Raw genomic sequence first — 4,758 nt, forward strand, 5'->3', positions numbered from 1 at the left:
TTCGGATACGTATGAACGAACCCTTACAAAAAAGCCACCTCGCTTGCCAATGCCGAGGTGGCTTTTTATTTTGTTAATAAGGTTACCTTAAATCTGTTTTCTTTCTAGCTCTCTAATTTGTTGCCTTAATTTTTTATTTTCTAACTGCGCTTGCATTGCAAATGTTAAAGCAACTAATGAAATAACCACCGGAAAAAATGTGTAGTCCATATAAGAAAACCTCCTATTTTCATTAACAGGTGAAGAATTTATTCACTATACGTAAAAAGGTACTCTCTTTGAAAGAGAGTACCTTCATATCTTCAAATTGAATATGCTGATGAACGGGCATTATATCATAAATGATTTATTCTCGCTCAAATTCTTGCTCATAACTCTTATTTGCCTGCACACGGCTCTTTTTTATTTTTTTATGTATATTTTATTCTCAATTAACGAATCATTGCTTATATGGCTTATATGAGCTTTATACTCACTATCTAATTCCCTCTTAACCTCTTATTTTAACTTTTCCTTCTCGTTGGTTGTGTTTCTGGATCTCCGTTATTTCGTCTTCGGGGACTTTTGCATTCTGATAGTCCTTTATTTCGCTATCCTGCTTTCCCCATTTTGACCACTGTTCTTAGGTAGAGCATACCACAACTTGAGATTTGGTGTAACGCATTACACCAATTTTTCATCTTCGATCAAATTGGGAGCGCGCTCTACGAGGTGGGCGGTCGGAATTCCTCCCTGTGTTTGGCTCCGCCAAAAAGAAAAAAGACATCCTTAACGGATGCCCTTTTTCGTTAAGACCGTGGACGCCGTCCACCACCTGTAAGGGGAACTCTTCCCCTTAACCCCCCTCAAAAAACTCCCCCAACCCCCTCACTTTTTTGAGGGGGCTCCCTCGCCGGTTGGCGTCAAACAAACGAGTTTGTTTGAGTGCCAAGAGGGTCTTGGTTTGGAGAGATTGTCAATTCCTTAATGCTCCCTACGGTCCGCTTACCATTGACAATCGCGGAATATAGTACTCTTATTCCTTATAAAACTCCTTTATTTACTTGCCCAACCCAATTGCTAATCCTACTGCACTACCTATTCCAAGGCCTAGGGCGAGATTATCAAAAAGCAACCCGAAAATAGCCCCAAACGCTAACCCTAGACATATTCCAATTCCTGTTGTTATCCTTCCTTTTTTATCATCAGACAAAAAATATCCCCCCTTCCTTAGAAATTGCCAATTATAAGCTTTATATATATCCTGTATTTTCAGTTTCACTAATACGTCTACACTTTGTTTATGTAATTAGACAACCGTTCGAAATTAGAGAATACTCATAACAAAGACCGCCCATTATCTATAAGTATATAAGGCGGTCTTATCTCTATGTATACTACATGTTTATTCTTAAATTCCCGACATTATTCCCCATGAAATTACATTATTTCCAAAACTCCCACCACTTCTTTTTTTCTTCTGAGGCAGCGATTGATTTTTTTGTTTCTTGCATCGATCGTACAATCTCCATCAAAGCTAAATCCCTTTGTTCTCTTTTGCTTTCGCTCTCTTTATAACTTTGTTTGATTTCTTTTATCTCTTCGACCAATAACTTGTTATTCTCCATAAGTTGCTCATTAATCACTCTTTGTTCTTTAAACATAGCTTTCACAAAATCTAAAGAAGAAGAGTCCAATTCGTGTTCAATTGATTCATGATTGATTGATTCAACATCAATAAAAGCCTTGTAACCATCGGCTTTAAGCTTATTATCTATCTCAGTATCAATCATGTTATCAACCACATACCATTTCCTAATTTTCTTTAAAACCTCTACAGAATCAGGATGTAATAAAATCTTTTTTCCTTCTCTCCTAGTATTGAAAAAAGCTTGGTGTTTTTGTATATATCTTCTTACAGTTGGAACAGGTGTATCAATCATTTTAGAGATTTTATTAACGGTTATCCAATCCATGATACAAAATTACCTCCTCCAATTACTCAATCGATTAATCATCAATCACTAAAAGAAACTATATATATTTTCGTTAGATGTTTAGAAATCCCTACTAATTGATTGATGATTGATTAATCAATTCACCTTTGTTTTGGGGTGGAGTGCTGGCTAGGGGTTTGGGGACTAGTCCCCTTTTACGTCATTTAAAAATTAAGGAAAGAAATATTCTAGGACGATTGCTCTGGCGGTTCGGCAGGTACAATTGCTAGCACAAGCCGATCATCATTAACTTCGTTTTGGGTATGGTCGGCTTGGCGATATGCCCTCACCTGCCGAAATTTGAAATGCAAGGAGAAAAGAGTGGAGATTTTTTAAGTGATTTTCTTAAAAAATACTACTCGAACCTTGTATGGAAAATAGCCATTATGGGTTGTTTTTTCTAACGAAAAAAATATAAAAAGACTCTTGCAATTCTATCAGCGAATTGCTATTTAATAGAGAGTGAGAAGGCACTAAGTACATAAAAGCCTAAAAACCCTTGATATGAAAAGGTTTTTAGGCTTTTTCATATGTATTGAGTTCAAGACAGTTTAGTATTGAACTCAATACATATGAAATTGAGCAAGAAACAAAAAAATCTCCTAAAAGGAGATTTTTAAGTCAATCTTATCGGTAAATTTTTTAATTCTTTAGATCTTTTTTTAAACATAGTTTGTAGAGTTTCATTTATGTTGTCACGATCTCCACATAAAATAATGTTTGGATTTATATATAAGGCATACATCTTAGCATTAAGACCATCTCTACCTGATTCAAACTTTCCCATGATTCCCTTTTCTATTAATTGTTTTATTAGTCTATTAGCATTAGTTCGACTCATTTTTAAAGCTTCTGCAAGCTCTGTTTGAGTCATTGGAATTTGTTCTTTTGCTTTTATATCTTGTACTAAACAATTTGAACGGAATCCAATAAATCCTAAAATTTTATTTAAAAACATAATCTCTTCATTTTTCAAAATTTCGTTTTGAATTAAATAGAGCCAGTTTTCTTGGATAATTTGAGCAAATTTTGCTTTATTTTTTACTTTTTTTTCAGGTACTAATTTCATTTTTCCTGCATTTGCTTTAGCTTGCAGTTGATTTGCTAAATCTAATTCTTCTTGTGTTAACACCTTTGAATTATCAATATCTCTTAATCTAGCTTTTCTTTCGGCTGCTTCTAATGCTTTTTCCAACTTTAATTCCTCCATTTTTTTGTGGAAGAAATTAACCTTATTGTGTTAGAATACATTTATAAAGTTATGTAGTTGAAGGTTAATTCCTTCTTAATATTTTTTAGAAGAAGTCCTCCGAGTCCGCGAAAACTTGAGGGCTTTTTCTTATGTCTAATTTTCTACCAAATCTTACATTTTTGCAAACCCTATTTGTCAAATAACAAAGAAAACTCACCTTGAATATAGGTGAGTTTCTTAGTCTAACAATCCTTTTTCTTTAAAGACTTTTCTCAAAGCTTCATTTACTAATTCAGATTTATAACTCTTAGGAACTCGATCAATAATACTTAAAACATCATCGTCAAAGTAAAAACCTCGATACACTCTTTTTGAACGATCATTTGGATTCTGCAGCAAGAGATCAATTGCATCTACTTTGCTAGCATTCATACTAGCTTTTAAAAAGCTATCACCAGTGCTTTCACTTTCATTTACATAGCTAATACTAGCTGCTACTTCACTATTAGCTAGCTTTTGTTCTGCTGGCACTTTGCTGTTTTTCGAGATAAGGGTACTAAAATCAAGTTCTAAAGGTTCTGGTTCTTCTCCAACATAACGATAAATACTTTGTTTACTGTCCCATTCATAGCCTAATTTTTTAATCTTTAGTTGAATGGTACGAGTGCTTACGTCAAATTGATCAGCTAATTCTTTAATCGTCATTTCTTTCACCATAATTTTATTTAACATCTCTTTTACCAGCATCCTACTATCCCCCATTTTTGTTTTAAAAGTATATAACTAGTATTCAAATGCAACATGATATTTCCTGCTTTTTCTTGATATGCATGAGTTCTTGTTTAATTGAACATTCTATTCAAGAAATCCTTAAATACTCATATCAGTATATAAAGGTGGATTTAATATATATGAATCGTAAAATACGTAAGGCATTTATTTCGTACTTCATTGTTTCGATCATTCCCTTTGCTATTATCTTTTTGACAGATTATTTAATCCGGATAACTAAGAAAGAGTAATACTGAATAATAAGTAGTATTTCGAGCAAACTACTCAAGATGCCCTCCGACTCGGCATCTACAACTAATTTTCTTCCTTAGCAGAAAAAACTCCTGAACAGGTCACAGGAGTTTTTTCTGTTTTCACCCTGTATATGGTATACATTCGTAGTTAACATAATGGATTTTACCGGAAGCTATAAACTAAAAGAGAAGATCATATTTCTGATCTTCTCTTTTTTCTATCTTAGATAAATTTATTATGTAACATTCCACACAATATTCATATTCTATATATTTTCAGGTTTTTTTTAGTCTTTTAATACCTAAAAGTTAGTTCGTTCATTAGTCTATTTAAAGCAATTTGTAAAACTTCATATTCCGTATACTCTTGCTTAGATTCTAAATACATCTGACCTCTTTCGACCAATAATTTTCTAATCTGATTACACAAATCAATTTCAGAATCCAAGAGTTTTATTTCTTTTCTGGTTTCTATTTGCTGATCCACGAAATCATCTCCCTTTTCTTTTGAAGTTATAAAAATATTCTATGCAAAAACGTAAAAGTCCTATGAAGATGTTTTTTC

Annotated in this window: 6 protein-coding genes; all 6 read right to left on the bottom strand. The window is 33.3% G+C overall.

Annotated elements, in window-relative coordinates; genetic code table 11:
- Positions 1-87: 87 nt before the first annotated feature.
- On the bottom strand, positions 88-210 hold the full coding sequence (locus ACFX4N_RS30935; RefSeq protein WP_255255833.1) for a hypothetical protein: 123 nt from the start codon (positions 208-210) through the stop codon (positions 88-90).
- A gap of 829 nt (positions 211-1,039) precedes the next feature.
- Entirely contained in the window at positions 1,040-1,192 is a 153-nt protein-coding gene (locus tag ACFX4N_RS30940) for a glycine zipper domain-containing protein (protein ID WP_218216424.1), read from the bottom strand.
- A 232-nt stretch (positions 1,193-1,424) separates the two neighbouring features.
- Positions 1,425-1,955 (bottom strand): DUF3967 domain-containing protein, encoded by a 531-nt coding sequence (locus tag ACFX4N_RS30945; protein ID WP_218216423.1) that lies wholly within the window; start codon positions 1,953-1,955, stop codon positions 1,425-1,427.
- 637 nt (positions 1,956-2,592) lie between these two features.
- Positions 2,593-3,171 carry a MarR family transcriptional regulator gene (locus ACFX4N_RS30950; RefSeq protein ID WP_223272423.1) on the bottom strand — a complete coding sequence of 193 codons (579 nt, stop codon included), beginning with the start codon at positions 3,169-3,171 and terminating at the stop codon, positions 2,593-2,595.
- Between the two features lie 234 nt (positions 3,172-3,405).
- The gene (locus ACFX4N_RS30955) at positions 3,406-3,915 is read right to left on the bottom strand and encodes a hypothetical protein (RefSeq protein WP_377263818.1); all 510 of its coding nucleotides are present in this window, start codon (positions 3,913-3,915) and stop codon (positions 3,406-3,408) included.
- 573 nt (positions 3,916-4,488) lie between these two features.
- Positions 4,489-4,680: a hypothetical protein gene (locus ACFX4N_RS30960; RefSeq protein ID WP_098239533.1), complete on the bottom strand. Its 192-nt coding sequence runs from the start codon at positions 4,678-4,680 to the stop codon at positions 4,489-4,491.
- Between the last annotated feature and the right edge of the window lie 78 nt (positions 4,681-4,758).

It is taken from the genome of Priestia sp. YIM B13551 (genome assembly GCF_042787905.1).
In the GTDB taxonomy this organism is placed as follows: domain Bacteria; phylum Bacillota; class Bacilli; order Bacillales; family Bacillaceae_H; genus Priestia.

Bases quoted from the DNA above. Each gene is read 5' to 3' on its own strand.
- ACFX4N_RS30935 (WP_255255833.1), bottom strand. From the start codon at position 210: ATGGACTACACATTTTTTCCGGTGGTTATTTCATTAGTTGCTTTAACA.
- ACFX4N_RS30945 (WP_218216423.1), bottom strand. From the start codon at position 1,955: ATGGATTGGATAACCGTTAATAAAATCTCTAAAATGATTGATACACCT.
- ACFX4N_RS30955 (WP_377263818.1), bottom strand. From the start codon at position 3,915: ATGCTGGTAAAAGAGATGTTAAATAAAATTATGGTGAAAGAAATGACG.